20 protein-coding genes and 1 pseudogene are annotated in these 25,344 nt (G+C 59.9%); 7 read left to right on the forward strand and 14 right to left on the reverse strand.

Annotation, left to right across the window (positions count from 1 at the left end; translation table 11 throughout):
- Positions 1-209 precede the first annotated feature (209 nt).
- From ACB042_RS04625 to ACB042_RS04640, 4 genes are all read left to right on the forward strand, one after another.
- Positions 210-1,331, forward strand: coding sequence for an ABC transporter substrate-binding protein (locus ACB042_RS04625; RefSeq protein WP_371177906.1), 1,122 nt, complete (start codon positions 210-212; stop codon positions 1,329-1,331).
- A 99-nt stretch (positions 1,332-1,430) separates the two neighbouring features.
- Positions 1,431-2,483, forward strand: coding sequence for an iron ABC transporter permease (locus tag ACB042_RS04630; protein WP_139494854.1), 1,053 nt, complete (start codon positions 1,431-1,433; stop codon positions 2,481-2,483).
- Positions 2,476-3,246, forward strand: a complete 771-nt coding sequence (locus ACB042_RS04635) for an ABC transporter ATP-binding protein (RefSeq protein ID WP_371177907.1) — start codon at positions 2,476-2,478, stop codon at positions 3,244-3,246. Before ACB042_RS04630 ends, ACB042_RS04635 begins: the two co-directional genes overlap by 8 nt.
- A 55-nt stretch (positions 3,247-3,301) precedes the next feature.
- Positions 3,302-4,525, forward strand: coding sequence for an MFS transporter (locus ACB042_RS04640; RefSeq protein ID WP_342402148.1), 1,224 nt, complete (start codon positions 3,302-3,304; stop codon positions 4,523-4,525).
- A 153-nt stretch (positions 4,526-4,678) separates the two neighbouring features.
- On the opposite strand, the gene arcC is transcribed toward ACB042_RS04640, so the two are convergent.
- From arcC to ygeW, 5 genes are all read right to left on the reverse strand, one after another.
- Positions 4,679-5,611, reverse strand: coding sequence for a carbamate kinase (gene arcC, locus ACB042_RS04645; protein ID WP_371177908.1), 933 nt, complete (start codon positions 5,609-5,611; stop codon positions 4,679-4,681).
- 56 nt (positions 5,612-5,667) lie between these two features.
- Positions 5,668-7,089: a dihydropyrimidinase gene (gene hydA, locus ACB042_RS04650; protein WP_371177909.1), complete on the reverse strand. Its 1,422-nt coding sequence runs from the start codon at positions 7,087-7,089 to the stop codon at positions 5,668-5,670.
- A 105-nt stretch (positions 7,090-7,194) separates the two neighbouring features.
- Complete coding sequence (locus ACB042_RS04655) at positions 7,195-8,412, reverse strand: YgeY family selenium metabolism-linked hydrolase (protein ID WP_371177910.1); 1,218 nt, start codon at positions 8,410-8,412, stop codon at positions 7,195-7,197.
- Between the two features lie 139 nt (positions 8,413-8,551).
- Positions 8,552-9,751: a diaminopropionate ammonia-lyase gene (dpaL, locus tag ACB042_RS04660; protein WP_371177911.1), complete on the reverse strand. Its 1,200-nt coding sequence runs from the start codon at positions 9,749-9,751 to the stop codon at positions 8,552-8,554.
- A 137-nt stretch (positions 9,752-9,888) separates the two neighbouring features.
- Positions 9,889-11,076: a knotted carbamoyltransferase YgeW gene (gene ygeW / locus ACB042_RS04665; protein WP_005345731.1), complete on the reverse strand. Its 1,188-nt coding sequence runs from the start codon at positions 11,074-11,076 to the stop codon at positions 9,889-9,891.
- A 610-nt stretch (positions 11,077-11,686) separates the two neighbouring features.
- On the opposite strand from ygeW, the gene ACB042_RS04670 reads away from it, so the two are divergent.
- On the forward strand, positions 11,687-12,280 hold the full coding sequence (locus tag ACB042_RS04670; protein WP_371177912.1) for a hypothetical protein: 594 nt from the start codon (positions 11,687-11,689) through the stop codon (positions 12,278-12,280).
- A 41-nt stretch (positions 12,281-12,321) separates the two neighbouring features.
- Here ACB042_RS04670 and ACB042_RS04675 read toward each other — a convergent pair.
- Positions 12,322-13,326 (reverse strand): annotated as a pseudogene (locus ACB042_RS04675) (Wadjet anti-phage system protein JetD domain-containing protein).
- 212 nt (positions 13,327-13,538) lie between these two features.
- Here ACB042_RS04675 and ACB042_RS04680 point away from each other — a divergent pair.
- On the forward strand, positions 13,539-14,780 hold the full coding sequence (locus ACB042_RS04680) for an esterase/lipase family protein (protein ID WP_371177913.1): 1,242 nt from the start codon (positions 13,539-13,541) through the stop codon (positions 14,778-14,780).
- Positions 14,781-15,259: 479 nt separating this feature from the next.
- Positions 15,260-15,463, forward strand: coding sequence for a hypothetical protein (locus tag ACB042_RS04685; protein WP_371177914.1), 204 nt, complete (start codon positions 15,260-15,262; stop codon positions 15,461-15,463).
- 79 nt (positions 15,464-15,542) lie between these two features.
- Here the strand turns inward: ACB042_RS04685 and ACB042_RS04690 are convergent, their stop codons facing one another.
- From ACB042_RS04690 to mukF, 8 genes are all read right to left on the reverse strand, one after another.
- Positions 15,543-16,373 carry a hypothetical protein gene (locus tag ACB042_RS04690; protein ID WP_371177915.1) on the reverse strand — a complete coding sequence of 277 codons (831 nt, stop codon included), beginning with the start codon at positions 16,371-16,373 and terminating at the stop codon, positions 15,543-15,545.
- Between the two features lie 49 nt (positions 16,374-16,422).
- Positions 16,423-16,926: a peptide deformylase gene (gene def, locus ACB042_RS04695; protein ID WP_371177916.1), complete on the reverse strand. Its 504-nt coding sequence runs from the start codon at positions 16,924-16,926 to the stop codon at positions 16,423-16,425.
- Positions 16,926-17,408 (reverse strand): N-acetyltransferase, encoded by a 483-nt coding sequence (locus ACB042_RS04700; RefSeq protein ID WP_100653677.1) that lies wholly within the window; start codon positions 17,406-17,408, stop codon positions 16,926-16,928. Before ACB042_RS04700 ends, def begins: the two co-directional genes overlap by 1 nt.
- Before the next feature lie 306 nt (positions 17,409-17,714).
- The gene (locus ACB042_RS04705) at positions 17,715-18,026 is read right to left on the reverse strand and encodes a putative quinol monooxygenase (protein ID WP_371177917.1); all 312 of its coding nucleotides are present in this window, start codon (positions 18,024-18,026) and stop codon (positions 17,715-17,717) included.
- A gap of 139 nt (positions 18,027-18,165) precedes the next feature.
- Complete coding sequence (locus ACB042_RS04710; RefSeq protein WP_166740643.1) at positions 18,166-18,552, reverse strand: septal ring lytic transglycosylase RlpA family protein; 387 nt, start codon at positions 18,550-18,552, stop codon at positions 18,166-18,168.
- Between the two features lie 259 nt (positions 18,553-18,811).
- On the reverse strand, positions 18,812-23,239 hold the full coding sequence (gene mukB / locus ACB042_RS04715) for a chromosome partition protein MukB (protein WP_371177918.1): 4,428 nt from the start codon (positions 23,237-23,239) through the stop codon (positions 18,812-18,814).
- A gap of 3 nt (positions 23,240-23,242) precedes the next feature.
- Complete coding sequence (mukE, locus tag ACB042_RS04720; RefSeq protein WP_005345759.1) at positions 23,243-23,962, reverse strand: chromosome partition protein MukE; 720 nt, start codon at positions 23,960-23,962, stop codon at positions 23,243-23,245.
- Positions 23,943-25,277, reverse strand: a complete 1,335-nt coding sequence (mukF, locus tag ACB042_RS04725; protein WP_005345760.1) for a chromosome partition protein MukF — start codon at positions 25,275-25,277, stop codon at positions 23,943-23,945. Before mukF ends, mukE begins: the two co-directional genes overlap by 20 nt.
- Positions 25,278-25,344 lie beyond the last annotated feature (67 nt).

A 25,344-nucleotide genomic window follows, 5' to 3' on the forward strand; every position in this document is an offset into this window, starting at 1 on the left:
AAAGTGCCATCTTACTCTTGTGGGGGCCGACAGCCCAAACGTGCACGCCCCCTGAAGAGGGGCGTTGGCGAAGAACCTTGCCAAGGTGGGCCTCGAACGACCAACACGCTATATACGTCCCTTATCTGACCCCTGGTAAAATCGATTGCCATCATTAAACGCAAATGCTAATACTTCTCACCCCAAAATCCGTTCAAGGTTTTCACAAGATGTTTCGTCACCCCCTGGCAAAGTTGCTGCTGCTCGGTCAGCTCGCCCTGATGAGCTGGATGGCGCAGGCAAATCCCCTGGTTGAAGTAGAAGATGTGATGGGCCGCAAGGTCTCCCTCAGCCTTCCGGCCAGCCGTATCGTGCTCGGTTTCTATCCCGAGGATTATCTGGCCGTGGCCGGTGAAGGCGGCGCCGATCGGCTGGTGGGCATGTCCCGTGGCTGGTTCGTCAAGTCCCGCCCCGCCATCTGGTCGCTCTATGTGGCTAGCCTGCCGCAACTGGCCAAGGTGCCTGACCTTGGCAATGTGCAGGATCAGAGCTTCTCCATCGAGAAGACCCTGGCGGTCAAGCCCGATTTGCTGATCCTGGCGAAGTGGCAATATGAGGCCCTCGGCCCGGATCTGCCACGCTTCGAACAGGCTGGGATCCCGGTGGTGGTCATCGACTACAACGCCCAGACCCTGGAGCGCCACATTGCGAGCACCTTGCTGCTGGGCAAGGTGACAGGTCAGGAAGCTCGTGCCCAACAGATGGCCGACGAATACAAGGCCAAGATTGACATCATCACCTCCCGCGTTGCCAACGCGAAGCGCCAGCCCCCTCGGGTCTATATCGAGCTGGGCGACAAGGGACCTGCAGAATACAGCTACACCTATGGCAAGGACATGTGGGGCGCGATGGCCATGCTGGCTGGGGGTGACAACGTCGCGGCTCCCTTCGTCGAGCGCTGGGGCCCCATCCATCCTGAGCAACTGCTGGCGAGCAAACCCGAGGTCATCCTGATGGCGGGCTACGAGAGCGTGAGCAGCGCAGAGGCGATGCAGGTTGGCCAGGATGTGTCAGCCGAGACGGTGCGCCAGCGTCTGCAAGGCTTTGCCGCCCGCCCGGGCTGGAGCGAGTTGCCCGCAGTGCAGCAGGAGCGCCTCTATGCGGTCTATCACGGTGCCACCCGCAGCATCATGGATGCAGCTCTCATCGAGTTCATGGCCAAGGCCCTCTACCCGGATCTGTTCCGGGATCTCGATCCCTTGGCCACCTATCAGGGCTTTTACCAGCGCTATCTGCCCATCCGTCCCCAGGGCACCTTTATGCTGGGTATCAAGCCGGGTAAGGCAAACTGAATCTGGTCGTTCGGGCTCTGCCAGTCTAAGCAGAGCCCTCTTCATCCCTCTTTCACCCTTGTGGGCGCCTCTCATGGCGCCCGTTTCAGGATTGTCATCATGAATGATTTGGCTGCCCTGCAGCAGACCCTCGCCCGCCAGCGGCAACGGGAGCGCCGTCGCGGGCACTGGCTCCTGCTGCTCACCCTGGTGCTGTGCATTACCCTGGTGCTCGACATCGCCACCGGCCCCTCTCTGCTGCCACTGGGCGAAGTGGTCGATGCCCTGCTCACCCCCGCCCAGGCCGATCCCATGACCCGCACCATAGTCCATGACATGCGCCTGCCCATCGCCCTGATGGCGCTGGTAGTCGGTGCTGCGCTGGGTCTTGGCGGCGTCCAGATGCAGACCCTGCTGGACAATCCGCTGGCCAGCCCCTACACCCTGGGGCTCGCTGCCGCAGCGGGGCTCGGTGCCGCACTGGCGCTCTATACCGGCGGTCTTGGGCTCCCTCCTCTGATTGCCATTCCGGCTGGCGCCTTCATCCTCTGCATGTTTGCCGCGAGCCTTTTATTTGGCCTGGCCATGATGCGCCATGTCAGCAGCCAGACCCTGATCCTGGCGGGCATCGCCCTGCTGTTCCTGTTCCAATCCCTGCTCTCCCTGCTGCAGTTTCTCTCCTCCCCCGAGCTCAACCAGCAGATCCTGTTCTGGCTGTTTGGCAGCCTGATGCGCACCACCTGGGACTCCCTGATCATCACCGCCGCCGTCACCCTGATCTGCACCCTGCTCATCTACCGGGATGCCTGGGCCCTCACCAGCCTTCGCCTCGGGGAGGCCCGCGCCCGCAGCCTCGGGGTCAACGTGGACAGGTTGCGCATGAAGACCCTGATCCTGGTCGCCCTGCTCACCGCCACCGCTACCAGTTTCGTCGGTGTCATCGGCTTCGTTGGCCTGGTGGCGCCCCATATCGCTCGCATGTTGGTGGGGGAGGATCAGCGCTTTCTTATCCCGCTCTCGGCCCTGTGCGGCGCCTGCATGCTCTCGGCGGCCTCGGTGCTCTCCAAGTCCATCATTCCGGGGGCCCTCTTTCCCATCGGCATCGTCACCGCTTTGATTGGCGTGCCCTTCTTCATCTGGTTGATCCTCGGCAGGGGGCGTAAACGTGCTTGAAATATCCCGACTCACCCTCTCCCTCGGCCAGCAAACCCTGCTGCGAGAGCTCAACCTCACCCTGCATCCGGGTCAGGTCCACGTGATCATCGGCCCGAACGGGACCGGCAAGACCTCCTTGATGCGCACCCTCTTTGGTGAACTGACCCCGGATGGCGGCGATATCCACCTGGGGGGCCAGAGTGTCCGCCAGATGACGCAGGCCAAGTGGCGCCAGCAGTTTGGCTACATGCCCCAGAACATCCAGCTGGAGCTGGACTTGAGCGTCATCGAAGTGGTGGTACTCGGTCGCCTCGACAGCCTCTCCATGCGTCTGGCTGACGAGGACATTCTGGCGGCGGGCCGCGCCCTGCAGGCGCTCGGCATCGCCCATCTGGCGGATCGTCCCCTCTACTCCTTAAGCGGCGGCCAGCGGCAGATGGTGCTGTTTGCCCAGGTGCTGCTGCGCGATCCCCGCATCATGATGCTGGACGAACCGGTCAGCGCCCTGGATCTGCACCACCAGATGCAACTGATGGAGCACCTGTGTCGGCAGACCCGCGAGCAGCAGTGGATCACCCTGGTGGTGTTGCACGATCTCAACCTCGCTGCCCAGTTTGCCGATCAGCTGATCGTGCTGGCAGGCGGCGATCTGCAGGCCTTCGGCCCCCCCGCCCGGGTGCTCGACGCGGCCCTCATCGAGCGCCTCTACCATGTGCCGGTGGAGATAAGCCACGATCAGCGCGGCATCCCCTTCCTCAGAACCGTGCGAAAGGCGTCATGACAGAGCGCAGCACAACCCCGGCGGCCCCCTCCCGACATGCTAGTGGGTGGCGAAGATGAACAGCGCCTCCTACTGGCGGGACTGGCAGGGCATGAGCCCGGCAGCCCGCCTGCTTATCACCAACGGGCTGGCCTTCAACCTAGGCTTCTACATGATGATGCCCTTCCTCGCCCAGCACATGGGTAGCGGGCTGGGTCTCGCCGGTTGGGCCTGTGGCCTGGTCATGGGGATGCGGGTCTTCAGCCAGCAGGGGCTCTTTCTCTTGGGAGGCACCCTTGGGGATCGCATCGGCTATCACCCCGCCATCGTTTGGGGCTGCCTGGTGCGCTCCATAGGCTTCGTGTTGCTCGGCTGGGCCGAGTCCCTGCCCATCCTGCTGCTGGCCGCCGCCCTCACCGGCTTTGCGGGGGCGCTGTTCACCCCTTGCGCCCAGGCGTATCTTGCCAGCGAATGCCACAACCCGAGCCAGCGTCAGCGCGCCTTTGCCCTGCACAATCTCGCCAGCGAGGCGGGCATGCTGCTCGGGCCCCTGGTCGGACTGACACTGACCCAGCAGAGCTATACCCTGACCGGCTTGTTGGCGGCGAGTCTGTTCGCCCTGCTCGGCGTGCTGCAATACCGGGTGCTGCCCAAACGCCCGGTGAGCCACCAGAGTCCGCGTGGCGCCATTTTGCGCCAATGGAGAGAGATAGTGCGCCAGCGCCCTTTTATCGTGTTTACCCTGCTGGCGGGCAGCTACCAGATCCTGTTCCACCAACTCTATCTCGCCCTGCCCGCCCATATCCAGAGTCTGCCGGACGCCACCCACCTGCTCGGCGGCGTCTTTACCCTCTCGGCGGTGATCGGCGTCCTGCTCCAGCTGCCAGCCTCCCGTCTGGTAGAGAGGCACCTGGGAGTGCCGCTCGCCATGGGGTTGGGTATCGGGATGATGGGCTTGAGCTACCTGGCTCTACCGCTGCTGGCACCTTGGCCGACGGCAGGCGTGTTGACGCAGGTAGCCCTGCTTTCCTTAGGCTCCATTCTCTGCTTCCCGCTCTTTGCCGCCCAACTGCCCCGATACGCCCCTCCCGAGCAGCTCGGCAGCTACTACGGCTTCTATGCCAGCGCTGGCGGCTGCATGGCGCTCTTTGGCAACCTGCTCATCGGTTTTATGTTGGGGGATGCGGGCAGCCGCCCCGCCACAGTCATCTGGCTGCTGCTGGCGATGATTGGTTTGCTCGCCGGTATCGGCCTCTACAGGTTTCTGCCATCCACAAAAACCGGCTGCCACTCCAACTAGCCCCATTGCCACTCCCACAGAGCGGTTCATCTGGCCTGCAGAACACGATCGACAGTGATGATCCGTCACCGCTATCCCAATAAAACTGAGTGTGGTGCCAAGGCTCCACACTCTATCAGGGGGCCGGATGCCCCTGTGGATCAGTACGCATGATTACAGGCTGATCACGGTCCCGGTCTTGCCAGCGATCCCCTCGGCGGCCTTCTCCAGCAGGGTGATGAGGGATTTTCGTCCCGGCAAGGATGTGGCAAACGAGAGCGCCGCCTCCACCTTGGGCAACATGGAGCCCTTGGCAAACTGCCCCTGGGCGATAAAGCTGTTGGCATCGGCCACGCTCAGGGTATCGAGCCACTGCACATCGGGCTTGCCGAAGTTGATGGCGACCTTCTCTACCGCGGTAAGGATGATCAGCATGTCGGCATCGATGAGCTCCGCCAGCTTGGCACTGGCCCAATCCTTGTCGATCACCGCGCTGGCACCGCGCAGGTGATTGCCCTCACGCAGCACCGGAATGCCGCCGCCACCGACGGTGATCACCACCTGACCGGCGGCCAGCATGGCGGAAACGGTCTCCTTCTCTATGATGTCAATAGGTTTGGGAGAGGCCACCACCCGGCGATAGCCACGACCGGCGTCCTCTTTGAGCCGCTCGCCCTTGGCCATCAATGTCTCGGCCTCCTCCTTGCTGAAGAAGCCGCCGATGGGCTTGCTCGGGTCGAGGAAGGCGGGATCGTTTTTATCCACCTCCACCTGGGTCACCAGAGTGGCGACCGGCTTGTGGATACCGCGCTCCAGCAGGGCTTCGCGCAGGGCATTTTGCAAGTCATAACCGATATAACCCTGACTCAGGGCCACGCAGACCGACATGGGCAGATGGGGGGATTTTGGCTCGTGGCGGGCCGCCACTTCGAACGCCTGCTGGATCATCCCCACCTGCGGCCCGTTGCCGTGGGTGACCACCACCTCGTGCCCCTGGGCGATCAGGTCGGCGATAGTGTGCGCCGTGCTCTGCACCGCCTTCATCTGCTCGGGCAGGTTGTTGCCCAAAGCGTTGCCCCCCAGGGCCAGTACGATACGCTGTTTCATCTTGTGCTCTCCGATGATAAGGGTGGGCCGGCGTCATACCGGCTCGGTTGTTCTGTCTATCGCTGTGCTGATGGTTGTTCTTGGGCCGTGGCTCCCAGCAGCGGATCAAAGGGCGCTCTGGCCAAAAACTGGCCATGCCCCCGTTGTCCGGTAAACTCGCCATCGCGGGCGACTATCTCGCCACGGCTCAGGGTCATCCTGATCTGACCGGGGCAGCGCATCCCCTCGTAGGGGCTGTAGTCACCGTTGTCATGCAGGGCGGCGTGACGGATCAGGGTCTCGCCACGGGGATCCATCAGCACCAGATCGGCATCAGACCCCGCTTGCAGGTTGCCCTTGCGCGGCCAGAGGCCAAACAACTTGGCCGAATTGGCGCTGGTGAGGGCCACGAAGCGCGATGGCGAGATGCGCCCACCCAACACCCCGTGGGCAAACAGCAGCAGCATCCGGTTTTCGACCCCGGGCAAGCCGTTGGGACAGCGGCTGAAATCGCCGCCCGAGAGGGTCATGCGCTGGGCGTGGGAGAAGTTGCAGTGATCGGTCGCCACCGTGTCGATGTCGCCCGCAGCGATACCGACCCACAGCTTGTCCTGCTCGCGGCGCGAGCGCAGCGGCGGGCTGAGCAGATAGTCGACTCCGTTCTCCCGGTAGTAGCAGGAATCATCCAAAAGCAGATATTGCGGGCAGGTCTCCACCCAGACTGGCTGGCCCTGACGGCGCGCCAATTTCAGATACTCCAGCCCCAGTCCGTTGGAGAGGTGGACGATATAGAGCGGGGCATTGCCCGCGAGCCCCGCCAGATTGATCATCCGGGAGATGGCCTCCGCCTCGCACTCCAGTGGGCGGCTTTGCGGGTGATACCAGGGTTCATGGTGACCGGCGGCCAGCAGGGCCGCCCGGCGCGCCGCGATGGCGGCATCGTTCTCGGGATGGACGGTGGCAAGCGCCCCCACCTCCTTGAGACGGGCCAGGGCGCGCAGCACGTCGTGATCACCCAACTTGTACTGGTAGGTGAGATAGAGCTTGAAGCTGCTGATCCCCTCCTCCTGCACCATGGCGGCCATCTCGTGGAGGATGGCGTCATCCACATGCTGGACAACGCCGTGAAAGCTGTAATCGACCACCGCCTGATCGGCTGCGTAGTCGTGATAGCGGGCCAGCTGGTGATGCAGATTGCACCCTGCCGGGCCAAATCCCATGTGGTCGATGATGGTGGTGGTGCCACCACAGGCGGCGGCACGGGTACCGCTGAAAAAGTCATCGCAACTGCGGGCAATCCCGACATCGATGTTGAAGTGGGTGTGGACATCGATACCACCCGGCATTACATAGCAGCCGCTGGCATCGATCACCTCGGTTTCGCCATCGGGCTGGATATCGGCGGCACGGGCGCGGATCACCCCGTTATCGATCAGCAGATTCTGACGATATTCCCCCTGTGCATCGACCAGCACACCGTTTTTGATCAGCCGTTTCATTCCCACCACCTCGAACATCACTTCAAACAGCAAAGCCCCGCCTCAATCGAGACGGGGCACTTGCAACAGCCGGGCGGTGATGAGAGTCACCGCCCGGCAGCCCCCTTACTTGTCCAGCTCGGCCAGATAGAGCATGGGGATCACGGCGTACATGGCGGCGCACTTGACCAGATGCTCTTTCCAGGTCTTCTCGTTCGGCGCGTGGGCTTCCGGCTCTTTACCCGGGCCAAAACCGATAACCGGAATACCGTGGCGACCCATGATGGAGACCCCGTTGGTCGAGAAAGTCCACTTGTCCACCACCGGCTCCTTGTTGAACAGCTCGCGATAAGCCTTGGAGAGGGTTTTGACGGTGATGTGATCCTCTTCCACCTTCCAGGTCGGGAAGTAGCACTCGGTCGGGTAGACCAGACCGGTATAGGCCGGACGGTCATACTGGTACATGGAGACCTCGGCACCGGCGGCTTTTACCGCTGGCAGAGCGCGGATCTCGTCCAGCGCCCCTTGCCAGGTCTCGCCCCAGGTGAGACGGCGGTCGATGGAGACGGCGCAGCTATCCGCCACGGCGCAGCGGCTCGGAGAGGTGAAGAAGATCTCGGAGACGGTCAGGGTGCCCTTGCCGAGGAAGTCGTCATGACCGAGGTTGTGGCTCAGCGCCTGCAATTCGCCGAGGATCGGGCCCATCTTGAAGATGGCGTTGTCACCGCGCTCCGGCGCAGAGCCGTGGCAGCTCACCCCCTGCACTTCCACACGGATCTCCATGCGGCCACGCTGACCACGGTAGATCTGGCAATCGGTCGGCTCGGTACTGACCACGAACTCGGGGCGGATCTTGCTCTGCTCGATGATGTACTGCCAGCAGAGACCGTCGCAGTCCTCCTCCTGCACGGTACCGGTCACCAGCAGGGTGTACTGATCTTCCAACCCCAGATCCTTGATGATCTTGCCCGCGTAGACCATGGAGGCCATGCCCCCTTCCTGATCGGAGGCGCCACGGCCACCGATGATCTCGTGATCTTCCATCCCCTCATAGGGGTCGAAGGTCCAGTTGGCGCGATTACCGACGCCCACGGTATCGATGTGGGCATCCATGGCGATCAGGTGAGGGCCATGGCCGATATAGCCCAGCACGTTGCCCATGGGATCGATCTCGACCTTGTCAAAACCAACCTTCTCCATCTCCTGTTTGATGCGCAGCACCACGCGCTCTTCATCGCAGCTCTCGCTCGGGATGGCGATCATGTCGCGCAGGAACTGACTCATTTCGGCCTTGTACTGGTAGGCCTTCTCCAACACCATTTCAAACGGAATTTGCTTGCTCATTGTGATTCTCCATAACAACTGAGAGTGCGCGGCCTGTTCGTCGGCAGCGCCCTGTGCCCGTTACCGCGCCCCGTTGGCGAGGCGCGATCAATGCTTCAATTCGTGTCTCTGCTCTCGCAGGGATTACTCACAGCCGGAGTTACTCGCAGGCAGGATGTTTGCCTTCCCACACCACTTCCCGGTAGTGGGTCACATCGGTGTCCCCTTCGGTGTTGATGATCAGCACCACGGAGTCGCGACTTAGCCCCAGACGTTCCATCAGCGCCGCGCGATCCGGGTGGTGACGCACCGCCGCCAACACGCCGGTACCGACCGAGCCGGACTCACCGGAGATGATTCGGGGGTCATTGCCAAGGGGGTTGCCGAGCACTCGCATGCCCAGCGCCGACACCTTGTCGTGGCAGGAGATAAACTGGGTGGTGCAGCTTCTGAGCAACGGCCAACCGAGCGGATTGGGTTCACCGCAGGCAAGACCGGCCATGATGGTGCGCATGTCGCCCCCCACGTTGACCATCTCCCCCGCCACGCCGGATCGATAGATGCAGTCGGCCTGATCCGGCTCGACCACGATACTGTGCAGGTTTTTCGCCCCGAAGCAGTCCACCAGATAACCGAGCACCCCGCCCGCCAGCGCCCCGACCCCTGCCTGCAGCAGCACGTGGGTCGGCTGCTTGATGCCCATATCCTGCATCTGCTCGACCGCTTCGTCGGCCAAGGTGGAGTAACCCTGCATGATCCAGGTCGGGATCTTGGTGTAACCCTCCCAGGCGGTGTCCTGCACTATGTGCCAGCCGCGCTCTTCGGCCATCTTCATGGTCAGGCGCACGGTATCGTCGTAGTTCATGTCGGTGACGATGCACTCGGCACCGAGATTGAGGATGTGATCCACCCGCTCCTGGGCCGAGCCCTTGGGCATGTAGACCACCGCATGCTGGGCCACCTGCTTGGCGGCCCAGGCGACGCCACGACCGTGGTTGCCATCTGTGGTGGTGGCGAAGGTCATCGGCTCCTTGATGGTGCGTTTGATGAGATCGAAGGAGAAATCCTCGATGGCCACCCCGTACTTTTCACAGAGCAGGTTGGCGATGGCATAAACGCCACCCAGCATCTTGAAGGCGTTGAGGCCAAAGCGCTTTGACTCGTCCTTGACCAATATATTTTTCACCCCGATATAGGCGGCCAGATCTTTCAGGTCGCACAATGGGGTCGGTTCATAACCGGCCAGTTTTTTATGAAAAGCGCGAGCCTTTTTTGCTTCGGCGCGAGAAAACAGCGGAGATGGCTCAGCGGTAAAAAAGCGGTTATCGGCAATATCCATCTTCAGCGAAAATTGGGACATGCTTACCTCACTAGGCGTTACCTGATAAAGAGCTGCCTCGCCGGGAGATCCGTTATTCAGATACCACGGGGAGAAAACTCGAAATAATGGGTTCGACAGTGTGGGCAGGATGAATATTCACCCTGCCCTGCCATTATTTATTTCACCCGCTTTTGTGCCTCTTTAATCAGATTTTCCAGGGTTTCTGCCGGGGCGGAGAATTTACGGGCCATGATCATGGCGGCGATAATATAGGGCTTCCAGCTCGCCTCTTTGTAAGTGGCGATACGGTATTTCTCGAATACCCCTTCGGTTACTTCGCCCTCTTTGCAGGAGACACCGGAAATATCGGCCGGCAGGCAGTGCATATAGAGCGCTTCGCCCCCCTTGGTGAGCTTCATCATCTCCTCGGTGCAGTGCCAATCCTTGTGCTTGGCGTTCTGCTCAAGGCAGTGTTTCTCCAGCTCTTTGAGGCCGGCGTGGTCATTGGCACGCAGCAACTCGGTGCGCTGCTCCATCACCTTGTAGGGGGCCCAGGACTTGGGATAGACGATATCCGCATCCTTGAACGCCTCTTCCATGGAGGTGACCTGACGGAAGCTGCCGCCAGATGCCTTGGCATTCTCTTTGGCTACTTCGATCACGTCCGGGATCAGGTCATACCCCTCCGGGTGGGCCAGGGTCACGTCCATACCGAAACGGGTCATCAGACCGATGATGCCCTGGGGCACGGAGAGCGGCTTGCCGTAGCTGGGGGAGTAAGCCCAGGTCATCGCAATCTTCTTGCCCTTGAGGTTTTCCAGGCTACCGAAGTGCTCCTGCAACCAGGCGAGATCAGCCATCGACTGGGTCGGGTGATCAATGTCGCATTGCAGGTTGACCAGCGCCGGACGCTGGGGCAGCACTCCCTTCTCGAACCCTTCATCCAGTGCGGCGCCCACTTCGCGCATATAGGCGTTGCCGGCACCGAGGAACATGTCGTCACGGATCCCGATGGCATCGGCGCAAAACGAGATCATGTTGGCGGTTTCACGGACGGTTTCGCCATGGGCGATCTGGGATTTGCCCTCATCCAGATCCTGCTGGGCCAGACCGAGCAGGTTCAGCGCAGAGGCGTAAGAGAAGCGGGTTCGGGTGGAGTTATCGCGGAAAACCGAGATACCGAGCCCGCTGTTAAACAGTTTGGTGCAGATATTTTCGGCGCGCAGGGTCTTGAGGGATTCGGCCAGTTTCAATACCAGCTCCAGTTCCTGAGGCGTTTGCTCCCAGGTCAGCAGAAAATCTTTTTCATGCAGGTTGGATTTGAGTGCTCTGATCTCTTTGATTAATTCGTTAACTGCTTTCATCGTTCGCCCCAATCATTGGATGAGATATGGATAGCTCCCCTTTCACTCACGATGTCACCAGCATCCCGGTTGTGGGTGAGCGCGTCGGTTAGCGTCGATATGAGGCAATCAATAACCGTGCCAAACCAATAAAATGCAGGCAGATATTAATAAATGGCAAAAGTGTGTGATGCCACCCACAAAATCAGCGGCTATTTAAGCGGTTTATTCAATAAAAAGGTGAGCGGATCAGCCAAGCCATAAAATAGCCGGGTGATAATAATCAGAGGCGATATCTCGGCATCGGTGAGAATTATCATCAAAGGTCAGTTTCAGGGGCTGAAATGATATCGTCGGGGCTGTAGTTATCATTATGATAATGCCCGCAACACCTTTTCTCTTGGAATGATCTCTCCAGCGTTGACACTGCTGCTATCTCGCCTCCCCTGCGCTCCCCGCCCGAATCACCTCTCACCATATCTTCCAGCCACATCGCTGGGCGCGGTTGACCCAAGGTGCTAACGTGAATACGCCAGCTGCGCATCTGTCTCGGATGCTCAGGAGAGGCCGACGTTCACTGCCGCAACTGCGCGGATGAACCTGCATGACTTACATCTTTGAGGGATTATCTATGTCCAGGAATGCTGCTCTGCTCATCACCCTGACCCTGCTCGGTATCGCCCCAGCCCACGCCATCAGTGCCAAATATGCCGAGCAACTGGAGCGATCCGGCTGCACCCAGGTCACCGAGGCGCAGGGCTGTGACATTCACAAAACCAAAGCGGAAAATGCCAAGGCGGGATTTGGCACGGCCGCCCCGGCCGCGGAGGGCGGTCTGAATCTGAGCTATGAGCAGAAGCTGGAGCGCTCGGGCTGCACTCAGGTGAGCGAGCTTAATGGTTGCGATATCAACAAAACCAAGGCTGAGAACGCCGCAGCCGGTGTTGGCAATGCTCCGACCGCAGCAACCAGCGCCAGTCCCTATGCGGGCAACTGGATCGCCACCTTCCCCCAAACCGGCGCCACCGTGGCCAATATCCGCATCGATGGCAAGGATCAGGTGTGGGTCAACGACAAGAAGGTCAATGCCAAGAAATCTGATGGCGCGCTGGTGTTCAAGGATGGCATGGTCATATACACCATTCAGGGGGATCGCCGCATCAAGGGTGAAGATGGCTGGGTCGATAATGATGCCGGCACCAAGGGGCCCATCAACGCCAAGTAAGCAGCTGACCACGAAATGACGGGGAGCGCGGGCTCCCCGTTTCACCCCTGATTGCCCATCTCTTCCAATGACCAGCTCCGCCAGTGAGGGGCCAGAATCAAAACCTCCTGCTCCAGCCAAGTCCCGTCTGTGATCAGTTTATCGAGCTAGGGAACACCTGCCGGCGTGCCATGACCATCAACCTGATCAGCCTGCGTCGTCACACGCCAGGGCACCTTGCCACTGTCCGTCGCAAAGGTGCGCACCGGACGGGCATAGTGATCCAGATAAGGTTGCAGCTCACAGGGAAGCCAGAGCATGACCCGTCGAGTTAGCTCACGTGCCAACTCGACGGCAATATCGATACCCCGTTGATCGAGATCGCCAAAATGTGCCCACTGCACGCCCGCAGGCAGCAGCGGGATTAGCTGTTTGGCCAGGGTGGTATTGCGACCGGGGGCAAAGAGCAGCAGTTGCCCGGGTTGCAGCGGGTAATCGACAAAGGCCCCTTTGTTCTCCACCGTAATGACCCGCTCCCCTTGCCAGCCGATGGCAGCCAGCGTGCCCAGAGTCCGCTCCGGCAACGCCAATTCCCCCAGCAGCGCCATCATAGCCGTCATATCGTGCTGCTGACCGTGCTGATCGACCAGTGAGAGCGGTTCGAGGGTGCGGATGCGGATCACCTCATCCTGCGTGAGCGTCAAGTCCGCAAGCTGTGGCGCTGCAAGAGATGCTGACCGCGGATGCTTGCTGTCCCCATGCCAGAGGGCATAAAAGCAGGCCTGATTGAGCCGTGCAGGCAAACTCACTCCCAGACGTTGCAGCTGCTCCCCCTTGTCCGGTTCGGGGGGCGCTGCCCGAGCCAGTTGTTCGGTCAGATAAGTCCGCCCCGCGTCGGTCAACACATAATGAGCACCTCGGCCAACCAGCGTGATCCCGGCTACTGCCTGCAACAGATCCTTCAACTCGCGGCCATGCCGACTCTCAAGGGAGCAGCCCTTTCCGTTCTGGCTATCGAACAACCGTGCACACAAATCCTGTACCCGCACCTCATCAAACAGCGACATCCTCACCTCTCCATGTGGCTTCATATGACGAAGTAGAGGTGATTTTCCCTGTCATTACCGTGACCGGCTTCGCAAGCGGTTCTTATCAGCCCCGCCATGCATGGCCCGTTACTGGTAAACCCGCCACAAAGGGCGCAAGCTGGTTTGATATAGAGATACGCTGCGCTCTTCGCGGCACGACAACGCGATACCCGCTTTCACAAGGGCTTGCCATGACCGACGCCACAGACCCCTCGCCATCCTCTTCCTGGCATCTTTCGGATATCCGCGAGCTGGCGCAACTGCTGACTCTGGCGCTGCCCGCCGCGGTAGAGATCACCGAAGCGGTACATCAGGCGGTACTGAGCGGTATGGGGCTCAAGGGACGGGATGAGGGAAAAACAGCCGGGATCACCGGGCTGGTCTACAAGGGGGTACATGGCACCGCCAACAACCTAAGCAGCGGCATCAACCATCTGCTCAGCCGCCTGCCAGCCACACCGCCGCCCCACCAGATCCCCGAAACCCCGAAACGCGCGGCCCTGATCGCCACGCTCAACGGCGTGTTGGGGGACAAGCTGGTCGAGCACCACAATGCTCTCGCCACCCCCATGACCCTGCGCTATCAGGGCAAGCCCCTCGATTGGCAAGCAATGCCGGAGGATCTACCCCGCGAGGGACGGGTGCTGCTGATGATCCATGGCCTCTGCATGAACGATCTGCAGTGGCAGACCGAGCACCAAGGCAAGCCGGTCAATCACGGGGAGCAACTTGCCAACGCGCTTGGCTATCAGCCTCTTTATTTGCGCTACAACTCGGGCCTGCCCATCGCACAAAACGGGCAGCAACTTGCCATGTTGTTGGAGCAACTGCTCGCCCACTGGCCGGGAGAGCTCAAAGAGATAACGATAATGGGCTATAGCATGGGGGGACTGGTTGCCCGCAGCGCCTGCCACCATGCCGGCGTGGCCGGGCTCACCTGGCCTGTACGCCTTGTCAACCTGATCTTTCTCGGCACACCACACCACGGCGCGCCGCTCGAACATGCCGGTCACTGGCTGGAGCAGTTGCTGCCCACTACCGCCTACAGCGAGCCCTTCATCAGGCTGGCGCGGCTACGCAGTGCAGGCATCAAGGATCTGCGCCACGGCAAGGTGATCGAGACGCTCGCCCCACCCAACCCCGCAGTGCCCTTGCGCGATCCCCGCGTCCCACTCCCCTTGCCCTGCAGCGTCAACTGCTATGCCATTGCCGCGACCACTGCCACCAAGCGCAGCCTGCTGGCCGACCGGCTGATTGGCGATGGACTGGTGCCGCTACGCAGCGCCCTCGGTCAGCACAACAAAGCGCGCCATCAGCTGGCTTTTCTTCCTGCCCATACCCTGATTGTCTATCGCACCAGCCATATGGCACTGCTCTCCAGCCCGCAGGTTGGCCAGCAACTGCTGCGCTGGCTCAGCCCCTTGCAGTTATAGCGAGCTGGCTATTAAAGCAACAGAGTGCTGGTTCACAAAGGAGCCCTGTGGCACTCTGGGACGTCAAAGGGAAGACCCACACTGACACCTGATGTGTCCCCACTGCAAAGGAGCGCCACCGATGGCCAAAGCAAGCAAGAAAGAGATCAAGAAGAAGATCGCCGCTCGTCTTGAGAAAATTGCCAAGCATGAAGGCAAGATCAAGAAGCTGAAGAAGGCCCTGAAGTAGAGCCCATCGCATAAGAAAAACCGCCAATAGGCGGTTTTTTCATCCCCCTTTCGCCCCTTTACCATCGTTGTGAAACCAATGGCCTTGATGTAAACGCCTCAAGCGCACCTCAGCAGAACAACCCGACTGAAGCCATACGCGTTCTCATCGCTGATATTTGGTCTAACAGCGCCAATCGGGCGCCGCGCGCGCCCATGCCAGCAACTACCTTCAACGGAGTGTTTGATATGAGCCAGCAGTGGAGCGCCATATGTACTCTTACACCCTCACCTTCAAGGAAGATGTCGATCGCCTGACTTCCCCCGAGCAGGAGATCACCTTGCAGAGCCCCGCTCAGGCGGGGGATTTTATTATCCTCTCCGACGGCAGCCGCCATCAGGTGATGTTTGTCACCCACCGTGCCCACTACAGCAGCCTCTATCTCGATAAAGGGGTCAGGGTGCCACAAACCTAGCGCAGCTCATCTCTCTATTTTCGAAAGCAAAAGAGCGGCACCTGGCCGCTCTTTGATCTCTCTTTATGTGGATTTGCTGTCACAGCACCTTGATCACCGGTTGATGCACTATCTCGACGTCGTCTTTATAGACCACCAGCTCACCCGATGGCACACCTCGCTCACCCAGTATGGTGACGACGCACTCGTAGCGATAGGGGCCGCTCGTGAAGAGGTAGGTATGATTGCCCCCCGACCCCTCCACCCTGACTGTGCCATTTTTCAGCACCAGATCCTGCTTGTCGGCGAGCGTCTTGCCCTTGGCCCAGGAGGCGTAGCGATAGTGGCCATCGTCCAACTCATCGATGCGGATGGTAAATTTCTCGGTCTGCCACATCAGCGCGGGGTTCTTGTACTCCCGCACACTGGGATGCAGATCGCTCTTCTGCCTGGCGATAAGTTCGGCTTTCAATTTGGCGGCCTGGGCAGTCTGATGATTGATACCGATCACCTTGCCATCGAAATCCATCCAGACCTCACCACTGCCCAACATGATGCCGCGCCAGCCCACGGTCTGCCAATCCTGCCCGACCCGGGAGGTCGCGATGCTTTTTAATATGGCGTCATCAAATACCTCGCCAAATCGGTTCATCATCTCCGCCGGGGTTTTGATGGCGGGAATGGGATACTCCTGCTTGAAGGGGTATTTCATTTGATTGGCAAGGGCCTGATGATCCCGGGCTTCAGCCGCATCGACCAACTGCTGCACAAATGGGCGATATTCGGCCGGCAACTGCTCCTCATCGGCTGATACGGGAAGTGCGACACACAATGTTCCCAGCAGCAACGCAGCACATAAGCCATAACGCCCCTGCCCTCCTTTGCTATTGCGGCCAAACAGCGCCCTGACATTCCATCTTGCCACTTTCATTCTGCCTGCTCTCCACATAACTAAAACGGCCAGCCACTATCTGCAAACATTAGCTGGCGGACTTGAGAGATTTTTTAACTCGTTTGAGTGCCATCTGCCGCTTGAGCGGTGACAGGTAATCAATGAACAAGTTGCCATCCAGATGATCAATTTCATGCTGCATGACAATGGCCAAAAAATCGCTGCTCTCGATGGTGATCGGATTGCCTTTTCGATCCAGTGCAGATACCACCACCGAGCTGTAACGCTCGACATCCGCGTAGTAATCCAGCACGGAGAGACAGCCCTCTTGTCCAAGCACCTTTTCAGTACCGCTTATCAGTTGTGGATTAATCAAAACCAGCGGCTGATCCCTGCTCTCGGACAAGTCGATAATAACGATCGCCTCTTTACGCCCGACTTGAGTCGCGGCCAAACCAATCCCGTTTTCCGTCGCATACAGGGTCTCCAGCATGTCATCAATCAGCCCCTGTACGGCAGCGATATCCTCAACCCGCTCGGCCTTGAGCCTCAATTTGGGGTCGGGAGCCGTCAAAATATTCAAAATTGCCATCACAACTCTCCATTAACCACTTTTTTCAATCCGAGGTCACAGCCCAACGGCCGAGACATGGAGACAAACTCTTGATCCTCTTCGACCACGTTGTAACCAAGGCGCTCATAAAACCGTATCGCCCCATGGTTGTCTGTGAAGCTGGACAAGGTGACCCGGCATTTCCCCTCACGCTCAGCCTCTTGATGAAGCCGTTCCATCACGGCAGCGCCAAGCTGCCGCCCTTGATACTGAGGGAAAATAATCAGCAGATGAACATGCTGGGCATCCTCATATGGCTTGCTACATAACAGACCAATGCGTTCTCCCCCATGCAGGATCCACGAAAACCATTGCGGCAGATAGGAGCTGGCTAGCCGTTCGCGTTGAAATTGGTCATCCCAGCCAAAGAGCGACTCAACATAGGGAAAAATCCCCTGTTTCACGGCAGTAAAGACCTGCTCAAATTCACTTTGCGGTACATCTACAAGCTCAATACCCATTCTCGTCCTCCCTGCCCACCTCATATCGACGCGCTGATGGTCAGCACTATCGTTTGGTATGCCTTCCTGCGATAGCAGGTTATACCACTACCACTGAACTTGAGCCCAAATTAAATTCTCATTTGGATATCTCATCCGTTAACAGGAAGATGAAAACATCTTGGATATAAACAGGAGAGAGTAATTAAAAATCAGAGGATTAGTAGATGCAGGCTGGCAAAAGACTGGCGTGATAACTTGCTTGAAACGCATCTTATCTCGCACTTGAGATATGAATAAAAAATCGGGCCCCCTGGCCCGAATGGATTAAGAGTAGCTGACCTCATCCAGGAAAATAAGCTGCAGTGGCTCTGCAAGCAGAGACTCAGCCTGCGAGGCAAAGGCCTGAAAATAGTCAGTCTGACAATGGCTATCCAACGCGGCTTGGCTGACGAATGCCTCACGCATGTAAAAGGTGCCTGGCTCATCTCGCAATTCAAACAGCACATAGTCCAAGTTACCCGGTTCGTGCCGAGTAGGCTCAATAAGCTTGATCAACTCCCGGCGCAGCTGCTCCCTCATACCGGCTCTAGCTTTAAGCACTGCGATGGACACCAGTTTCTCTTCATTCATCTTCATCTGCTCCGTTATCAGATCAATCATTCAAGTATTTCGAGTGGGTGTACCTCTTGGATACGGAGCAGTGTAAGAGGGCAGACTTGCAGGATATAGCCATACAGAACGGACACTCTGTTCACGCCACTGAACAAGTGGACTGCTAGAGCACCTCTATTTTTACTTTGATAATCCCGTCGCGAATATTGCCGATGGTGCTAAAAGCCGATTTGGAGAGATCGATAATACGCCCGCTTTTAAAGGCACCACGGTCATTGACCTTGACCACTACGCTCTTGCCGTTGGCGAGGTTGGTAACCCGCACCATGACGCCAAAGGGCAATTCCATATGGGCGGCGCTATTGAGGTTGTTGCGATAGATCTCGCCGCTGGCGGTCTTTTTGCCGTGATAACGGTCGGCATAATAGCTGGCGTAACCGGTCTCGCTATAGCCGCGCCAGCTGCCGCCGTGGCTCTCGTCATAACGGCTGCTACAGGCGGCCAGCAGCAGGCAAAGAGATAACAGCAGCCCTTTCTGGATATATTGCACCTTTCCCCTCTCCTCTCTTCTTCTTTTCGCTATGCGCAATTTTTCTTCTTCGATGCGGCCGGTGACGCTGGCGACACACTTGCAAGCGGGAGCTCTCACCTTGCCATAGCTCCAAGGCACTCACCATGTTACTCGCCTTGTTGTCAGGCAGCAGCGACGGTGCCGCTACTTTGCCATATCTTCCATGTAAAAAGGGAGGCAAATGCCTCCCTTTCAACTAGTTACCGGTCATCCCGTGACGGGATGGGCCAGAGACTTCTCAGGCAATCAGCTTGTCGTCGGCAAAGCCGAAGCCACGCAGGCCCACCACATGCACGTGCTCGTGCTTGCCCTGCACCTTGCGGATGAGCTTGTAGGTGGTGCCCTTCTCGGGGCTGATGTTCTCGGGCGCCGCGATAAGCAGCTGCATATCCTGCCGCTCGCACAGCTCGAACAGGGTGGCGATGGATTTGCCATCCAGACGGGCCGCTTCGTCGAGGAACAGCAAGCGGCACGGGGCGATATCCTTGCCGCGCAGACGGCGGGACTCCTCCTCCCAGCTGATCAGCACCATCAAGAGGATGGCCTGACCGGTACCGATCGCCTCACCGGTGGAGAGCGCGCCGCTCTCGGCACGCAGCCAGCCATCGGCCCCGCGCTGCACCTCGATCTCCAGCTCCAGATAGTTGCGATAGTCGAGCAGCACGTCGCCCATCACCTGATAGCTGCGATCCCCCTGCTCGATCTGCGGGTTCAGGCGCTGGAACAGCTTGGCCATCGCCTCGGAGAAGCTGAGCTCCTTGTCGGCGAACAGATCGTTGTGCATGGCGGTTTGATCGGCCAGCGCCGTCAGCAGACGGGTGTGGGCCTCGCGGATATTGACGTTGAGGCGCACCCCGCGCACCAGACCGAAGGCGATGTTCTGCAAGCCCTGGTTGAGCACCCGGATACGGTTCTGCTCGCGGCGGATAATGTTGGTGATCTTGGCCGCCACCTCGTGGGAGGAGAGCGACAGATGGGTTTCCCGCTGCTTGAGCTCATCAGCCAGACGGGCCAGCTCGATCTCCATCTCCTCGATCGCTTCGACCGGATCATCGGAGCGGATGATGTCGTTGCGGATGCGATCTTTGAGGTAACGGTAGACCTGCACATAGAAAGCGACCTTCTGCTCGGTGCTGCGGTTGCCCTCCGACAGTCGCAGCGCATCGCGCAGGGCCTCATCGTGGGCCACCGCCACCCGCAGGGCGCCGAGGGCCTTGTCCGACATGGAGCGCAGCTCGTCGCTGTCGAGGTACGCCAGCTCGCGCTTGTTGAGGCGCTTCTCGACGTCGGTCTCCCGCGCCAGCCGCACCACCCGCGACCAGCTCGCCTTGTGGCCCACCAGAGATTTACGGGCGCTGTAGTAATCCTTGCCTTCCAGCTTGAGACGACCGCCAAGGGATTCGATCTCGCGCTTGGTGACCTGCAACTGGGCCTCGGCGCTGGTGCGACGGGAACGGGTGCGGATCAGCAGCTCTTCGATCTCTTTCTTGTGCGCGCGCGCCTTCTCTTCCATATCGTCGGAGAGGGTCAGGCCCATGGCCGCCAGCTCCTGCTCGAACTCGGTCAGGGTCTGGCGCTTGGCCTCGACGCTGGAGTTGAGGGCGGTACGCAGCTGCAACGCCTCGGTGTGGCGCAGGGCAATCTGCTTGTGCTGCTCGCCGGCAGTGCGGGCTGCCAGCTCGGCTGCTTTCAGCTTCTCTTTGAGTCGCTCGCTCATCTCGGACGCCTTGCCCAGCAGGTCTTGCGCATCCTGATAGGCAAAGTGAGGCAGACGGGCCACCAGCTGATCGAGGGCGTAGCAACGGCGCTTCTGCTCGGCCAGCAGGTCGCTTACCTCATCATAGGCAGCCTGCAGCGCGGCCAGATCCTGCGGATCCTGACGCAGCACCTGCACCATGGTTTCCAGCTTCTCCAGCGACTTGCCGTGTTTGGCGATAAAGGCTTCGGCCTGTTTCAGCGCTTCCACATCGGCGTGAGCCGCCTCGAGACGGGCCGCCAGGTCTGTCTCGGCAAACAGGTGGGCAAAGGGCAGCATCCCCTGCACCAGCTGGATATGGCGGGTCAGCTGGGCGGCGGCCGCTTTGGCATCACTCAGCTGCTTGTCGCACTCACCGATGGCCCCTTGCAGCGCGCGCAGTTCTGCCTGCTTGGCCTGCACTTCGGCTTCGGGGTCGGGGCGGAAAGCGATATCCAGATGCTGACCGATAAAGTCGCGGAAGTGACCGTAGAGACGGTGGTACTTCTGCTGCTCAAACGCAGCCTTGGCGTAACCCTCGATCAGCCCTTCGCGTTCAAGGTCGAGCTGCTCGATCCGTTTTTCCCGCGCCGCGCGACCAAACAGCGGCAGCTCGGGATAGCGGGAGAAGCGCACCTGACGCTTGCTGGTGCGCACCAGCACGGCGTCCCCCAGCTCGTCCGCTTCCACCAGATCCTCGTCAAAGGAGTCTGGGTTGCCTTGAATCAGGTAGATATCTTCCGGGCAATCTTCCAGCTTTTTCAGCCGCTCGATGGCACCTTCGAGGTCGAGCACCACCAGGGCGCTGCGAGCAGGGCCGTAGAGCGCGGAGTAGTAAGGGGCATCATCGATGGAGATGTCGTCGTAGACATCGGAGAGCAGTACGCCCCCCACTTGCTCGGCGATGCGGGCAAGGCGGGGATCCGCCTCGCCAGCCCCCAGCTGCAGGTTGCGAATTTGCAGCTCCAGCGCCTGTTTCTGGGCCGCGATGCGATTGCTCTCCTGCTCGAACTCGCGCTCCTTGTCGAGCACTGTCTGCATACCGGCCGAAAGCTCTTCGGCGGTGGCGAGCGGCAAACCGCTCTGCTCGCGCAGTTGCTCGAGTTTTTCAAAGGATTTCAGCCAGCGCGGCGCCAGCTTGGTGAGCTCCGCAATGTCACGGCCCAGCTGGGTGCCCTGATGCTCGAGGCTGGCGCGGCGCTGGTTCACCTCCGCCTGCTGCTCGGAGAGTTCCTCCTGACGGGTGCGCTGGGCTTCGAGGAAGATCTCCAGCTCATCGCTGCTGGCAATCAGCTGGCCGGAGGCCTGCTGCAGCTCGTCACGCAGCTTGAAGAGACTCTTCTGGCTTTCGCTCTCTTTCTCTAGGCGAGCCAGCGCGGCGCGCAGCCCCTGCCCCTGGGCGATGCGAGCCTTGTCTTCGATGTGACGCTTGAGCAGCGCTTGGGCGGTAGGCCAGGCGGCCTCGCGTACTGTTTCCGGAGCGATGCTGAGCAACAGCGCCAGCGCCGCTTCGTGCTCGGCCACCGCCGCCTTGGCCAGCGCCAATTGCTGTTCGGCCCCCAGCACCCGGCTGGTGAGGCTCTGCTCGGCGGCGCGGAACTGGTGCAGAGTGTCGCTCGCCTGTTCGGCGGTCAGCCCCGGCAGCTCGCACTGCTCGCGGGCAGCATCGAGAGCCTGCACCGCCTGACGGTACTGGATGGCGCGGGTCTGCTGGATATCGAGCGCCTGCTGGTAGTCGGCCAGCTGGGTCTTGAGACTGTCTACCTCGGCCTGTGCCAGCTCCTTGCGCTCTTCCACCTCCAGCAGTTGGCCGTGGATCTCCTCCACTACCGCCTGCTGCTGTTCGAATTTGTCAGAGAGATCCGCCAGATCGGCACGGTACATCTCGATCTTCTTCTGCAAACTGACGGCCGCCATCACCTTGGCCAGATGCTCGGAGGCAGACTCCAGCTCGTCGGTCAGCAGTTTCTCGCGGTTGGTGAGCTGCTCCACCTCGTCGGCCAGATAGATGGCGCGCTGCTTCTCTTCGGCCAGAATGCGGCGCTTGTCGGCCAGCTCCTGGCGCGCTTTGAGGGCCAACTCGGAGAGGCGGCTCTTCTCGGCGGCGTTGCGCACATAGTCAGCCGCCACATAGTGGGTGGTTTCGGTGATCAGGTTCTTGAACAGATCCCGCTGACCTTGCGTCTCCTTGATGGCCTCCAGCGTGCGGCGGTTTTCATAGATGGCCGCCTCCATGTCTGCAAACGCCTTGCGCACCCCGGAGTTCTCCGGCAGCAGGTATTCACGCAAAGAACGGCTGATGGACGAGGAGATGCCGCCGTAGAGGGAGGCTTCGATCAGGCGATAGAACTTGCCGCGATCTTTTTGATCACGCAGCTTCTTCGGGGTGATGCCGAACTCGAACATGAAGTTGTGATAGTCGGTCACCGTATTGAATTTGGCGACTTTCAGCGCCCCCAGCTCGGCGGCTGCCCCTTTCAGATCGGTAAAGGCGCGTACCCGACCCTTGCCGCCATCGAGCTTCTCCAGCAGCAGATCGGTCGGTGCCAGATTCTCCGGCACATCCACCAGCGCAAACGGGGTAATGTTGACCTTGTTGTCACGGTTGGCCACCTGCTCGAGGTGCACGCCGACCCAGATCCGCTGTTCGCGGCTGTTCATCACTTCCAGCAGGGAATAGCAGTGGCCGCGCTGCAGTTTGCCGTAGAGCCCCTTGTCACGGGAGGCGCTGCTCGATCCCGCTTCCGTGGTGTTGCGGAAATGCAGCAGTGACTGGTCGGGGATGAGCGCCGCGATAAAGGCCGCCATGGTGGTGGACTTGCCCGCGCCGTTGCCGCCGGAAAGGGTGGTAACCAGCTGGTCGAGATCGAAGGTCCGGGCAAAGAAGCCGTTCCAGTTGACCATGGTCAGGGATTTGAACTTGCCTCGCACCGGTTATACCTCCAGATCCAGTTGTTCTTCATCGAGATCCGCCTCGATGTCATCAAAGAGCGAGTCGCTGCTCGGCATTTCGTCGTCGTGGAAGATGGCTTCACCCTCCTGGATCATCCGCAGCTGAACGGCGCGCGGATCTTCATCGGAGCGCACGTCAGCGGCGAAACGGAACACCGATTCGTTGACCCGGAATTTATCCCCGTTGCCAAGAGCGGTGATCATGCCAAGGCGGCGCAGACGGCGCATGGAGGTGCGGATCTTTTCGAGCAACTTCTTCTTGTCGAGATCGGTACCGCCGGAGCGGCTGTTGACCATCCGCAGCAGCTGCTTCTCGTCGGCGAGGCTCAACACCTCTTCCTGCAGCTCGGCCATGGCGAATACCCCTTCCGAAGCCAGACGATCCGGGCTCAGGTAGAGGTAGCAGAGCACCTTGCCCACCAGCATATCGAGCTCGGAGAGCACAGTGGTGCCGATGTCGGAGCTCGGGCGCGGACGCAGGTAGAAGAAGCCTTCCGGCGCCTTGATCAGCTCCACCTGATAGCGGCCGTAGAAGATCTCCAGCTCGCTGTGATATTCGACCAGCGCCGAATGCTGCTCGAACTCGTCGGCACTGATGTGGCGACCGGAGCGCAAGGCGGTGTCGATGCGCGGAAACAAGGGGTTGGCAATCGCCTCTGCGAGCCGCAGCGGCAAGGGAAACTCAGTATTGATCAATGACATAGGCCTGAACCTTGGATCCAGCTTGGTTAATGGGTTTCCATGCGGGTTGGCGATGCAGTTCGCGCTCACCGCTGGCATGGCCCAGGCGCACGGCCTGGTCGATCAGAAGACGCGCCACATCGAAGTGGGCATGAGCCGGGTAATCCAGCAGGTATTCCCGCAGCACATCGGCCAAGTCCAGCTGCTGGCCCTGCTCGGGGTAGCGGGCCAGATAGCGCTCGATACGTTCGGCCAGCTCCTGGTTGATATCCACCATCTCGACGTACTCCATCTCGAGGGGCACCTCACCGGTCACCTCCTCGTCGTGGATGGCGATGGTTTCGTCGCGCAGCTCCAGCAGACGGGGCTCTTCGGCCACCCGCAGCTGCCAGTTGTGCTGCTCGAAGTTTCGGATAGACTCGCGCAGCCGTTGGCTGAAGGCGCGGTTCTTGTCCATATCGATGGCGTTGCGGATAAATTTGTGGACATGTCTGTCGTAGCGGGACCAGAGCTCGATGCACTGCTGACCCCAGCTGGTGATGACGTCAAGACGACCTTGCAAGGCGTGAGTTAGCTCCTCGACGTGGAACAGATCGTCACGCCCCTGCGCCGCTTCCTGAATGTTGAGCAGCCCCGCCTGCAGGCGGTGGCCGGCAGCATCCAGGGTATCCTGCAGCTCGCGCAGGGTCTGGCCGGTCTCGTGCAACAGCTTTTCGCAGCTGTGAATGGCATCGACCCAGTTCTGGGTCAACAGGGCCGCAATCTCGCTCTTGACCTGATTCTGCTGCTCATCCATGGCGCGCTGGGTGAGATCGATGCGCCCCAGCGTCTCTTCCAGCGAGAAGGTGAGGCGCGGCAGCACCTCGGCATCCCACTGCTCGCGGGTGTTGGTTTCAAGCGCCGCCTTGCGGGCGGTGTCGAGCTCGGCAGCCAGGTGTTCGAGCAGAATGGAGAGCTTGATGGAGTCAACCTGACGCTGATCCATAAAGAAGTCGACGATGCTCACACCCAGGCGCGACAGGCGGTAGAGACTCTCCCCCGCCACCATGTCAGTGTTGAAGCGCGACAGCAGCTGCTGGCGAATAAGATCGTTGATGGCGTTGTTGGCGCGACCGGTAAGGGTCTCGTCCATCTGGCCGAAGGCGCTGCTGACATAGCCAAAGGCGTCGTGCAGCGCCGCTTCCGACAGGTCCGACTCATCTTCGGACAGGGTCTTGATTGCAATCAGAAAGGCCAGCCGGTCGGTCGGCAGGCTCAACGCCAACCCCTCCTGCCTGACCCACCCTACTAGCTCCGGCAAAGAACGCTCTGGCAGGGTACGGGATGTACTCATCATGATGTTGTCATCTCGTTGTTGTATTGGGCGCAAAATCGTGCGCGCGGCTACATCCGGTAGCATCGAA

Origin of the sequence: Aeromonas sp. S13(2024), from assembly GCF_041402405.1 — a bacterium.
Lineage (GTDB): Bacteria > Pseudomonadota > Gammaproteobacteria > Enterobacterales > Aeromonadaceae > Aeromonas > Aeromonas veronii.

Bases quoted from the DNA above. Each gene is read 5' to 3' on its own strand.
- ACB042_RS04640 (WP_342402148.1), top strand. From the start codon at position 3,302: ATGAACAGCGCCTCCTACTGGCGGGACTGGCAGGGCATGAGCCCGGCA.
- arcC (WP_371177908.1), bottom strand. From the start codon at position 5,611: ATGAAACAGCGTATCGTACTGGCCCTGGGGGGCAACGCTTTGGGCAAC.
- ACB042_RS04700 (WP_100653677.1), bottom strand. From the start codon at position 17,408: ATGGGTATTGAGCTTGTAGATGTACCGCAAAGTGAATTTGAGCAGGTC.
- hydA (WP_371177909.1), bottom strand. From the start codon at position 7,089: ATGAAACGGCTGATCAAAAACGGTGTGCTGGTCGATGCACAGGGGGAA.
- mukF (WP_005345760.1), bottom strand. From the start codon at position 25,277: ATGATGAGTACATCCCGTACCCTGCCAGAGCGTTCTTTGCCGGAGCTA.
- ACB042_RS04690 (WP_371177915.1), bottom strand. From the start codon at position 16,373: ATGAAAGTGGCAAGATGGAATGTCAGGGCGCTGTTTGGCCGCAATAGC.
- ACB042_RS04630 (WP_139494854.1), top strand. From the start codon at position 1,431: ATGAATGATTTGGCTGCCCTGCAGCAGACCCTCGCCCGCCAGCGGCAA.
- mukE (WP_005345759.1), bottom strand. From the start codon at position 23,962: ATGTCATTGATCAATACTGAGTTTCCCTTGCCGCTGCGGCTCGCAGAG.
- ACB042_RS04685 (WP_371177914.1), top strand. From the start codon at position 15,260: ATGTACTCTTACACCCTCACCTTCAAGGAAGATGTCGATCGCCTGACT.
- ACB042_RS04680 (WP_371177913.1), top strand. From the start codon at position 13,539: ATGACCGACGCCACAGACCCCTCGCCATCCTCTTCCTGGCATCTTTCG.
- ACB042_RS04670 (WP_371177912.1), top strand. From the start codon at position 11,687: ATGTCCAGGAATGCTGCTCTGCTCATCACCCTGACCCTGCTCGGTATC.
- dpaL (WP_371177911.1), bottom strand. From the start codon at position 9,751: ATGTCCCAATTTTCGCTGAAGATGGATATTGCCGATAACCGCTTTTTT.
- ACB042_RS04625 (WP_371177906.1), top strand. From the start codon at position 210: ATGTTTCGTCACCCCCTGGCAAAGTTGCTGCTGCTCGGTCAGCTCGCC.
- ACB042_RS04655 (WP_371177910.1), bottom strand. From the start codon at position 8,412: ATGAGCAAGCAAATTCCGTTTGAAATGGTGTTGGAGAAGGCCTACCAG.
- ACB042_RS04705 (WP_371177917.1), bottom strand. From the start codon at position 18,026: ATGAAGATGAATGAAGAGAAACTGGTGTCCATCGCAGTGCTTAAAGCT.
- ygeW (WP_005345731.1), bottom strand. From the start codon at position 11,076: ATGAAAGCAGTTAACGAATTAATCAAAGAGATCAGAGCACTCAAATCC.
- def (WP_371177916.1), bottom strand. From the start codon at position 16,926: ATGGCAATTTTGAATATTTTGACGGCTCCCGACCCCAAATTGAGGCTC.